We start from the raw sequence: 1401 nt of genomic DNA on the forward strand, positions 1-1401 counted from the left end.
ACCTGTCTGGATGTTGGATCCGGATAACTATGGCGGTCAGAAACCCCTTAGCCCGGAAGAACTTTATGAGTTTGCTGAATTTCATACGAAGCAGCTGCGGACTAATGCCGCCCTGCACTATCTCAACAGCTGTTCTGAACGATTCGGCTACGGCGAGAAAGGTCAGGCTCTCTTCCGGGCCCCAGGGTTAGCAGTCGAGATTGATCAGGACGTCATCGAAACCCTGCTTATCTACCAGATCGAACGATATGTGATGGAGGAGCGTCCGGAGGAGAAATACCTCGCGCCAATGCGCTTCTACCAGGGTGATGAGCTCAACCGCAAAGAGAATGGCTCTACGTGGCTAATCAACTTCATCGACGGTGTATTTATCGAAGGTGCTGAGGAGCTTAAAGGCATTCTGGGTGGCTGTAACACTACGAGGCACTGAGGGGAAACGTATGGCAAATCAGGACAATGCAAAAGTTTTTTCGGTTGAGTCGGTGCACAAAGTGCCGAATGTGAAGCATGAACGCAAGCAGGCACGAGTTTACAGCCCGGAAGAATTCCTGGCGATGCCGATTGTGCAGGAATTCATCAGGGATAACCCTAACCAGCATTTCGTTAACGAAGAAACTGGTGAGGTGATGCTGGGGCAGAGACTAGCAGAGCTGTACTGCACGATAAATAACGGGAAGAAGCTAAAGAAACATCTGCGCCGGGCATTTGGAGAGAAGGCATGAACAATATGATCACCAGCAAACCATCCATGACCAGCCTTGAGATCGCCGAGTTGGTTAATAGTCGACATGACAGTGTGAAACGTACCATTGACCGGCTGGTAGAAGCTGGCGTTATTGTCCAACCACCGTTGGTGGACGAACCCGGAACAGACTCTATGGGGCGCCCGAGGACAATGCAGGTATTCCGCTTCACAGATGAGCAAGGCAAGCGCGACAGCATCATTGTGGTCGCACAGCTAAGCCCTGAATTTACCGCCAGACTAGTAGATCGCTGGAAGGAACTGGAAAAAGAACGAGCCCGACCAAAATCACAGGCAGAGCTGATCGCCGAAATGGCCTTGCTTAATGTTGAGCAGGAGCGACGGCTCTACCAGGTCGAGGAACAGATGGAAACCGTAGTCGAAGCTGTCGAAAACATTAAGCGCGGTACCATGCGGGCCGGATACGTCGGTTATCGCCAGGTGGTCGCAAAAAGCGGTATGACCGATGCCAAGTGCCGAAACCTGGTTAATGCATACCGTATTCCGACCGATACGCACGAGTTCATGACCCCTGACGGCCTGCTCTCCCGCAGGGCTATCGTGGAGCTTGAGCCGTTCATGAAGGCGTTTCGCCAAATGATGGTAGAAGCTGAGCCCCGCGGCACCCGATGGTATCACCCGAAGATGAGGCTGTTTCA

3 protein-coding genes are annotated in these 1401 nt (G+C 52.3%); all 3 read left to right on the top strand.

Going from position 1 to position 1401, the window contains the following annotated elements; translation table 11 throughout:
- Positions 1-430, top strand: a 430-nt coding sequence (locus ACI2JR_RS28265; protein ID WP_462480108.1) for a hypothetical protein, incomplete at its 5' end; no start/stop codon positions are given.
- 10 nt (positions 431-440) lie between these two features.
- Positions 441-722, top strand: a complete 282-nt coding sequence (locus tag ACI2JR_RS28270; protein ID WP_462480109.1) for a hypothetical protein — start codon at positions 441-443, stop codon at positions 720-722.
- Positions 719-1401, top strand: a 683-nt coding sequence (locus ACI2JR_RS28275) for a Rha family transcriptional regulator (RefSeq protein ID WP_462480110.1), incomplete at its 3' end; no start/stop codon positions are given. The genes ACI2JR_RS28270 and ACI2JR_RS28275, both read left to right, overlap by 4 nt.

The sequence above is a fragment of the Klebsiella sp. NPDC088457 genome, assembly GCF_044900465.1.
GTDB lineage: Bacteria > Pseudomonadota > Gammaproteobacteria > Enterobacterales > Enterobacteriaceae > Klebsiella.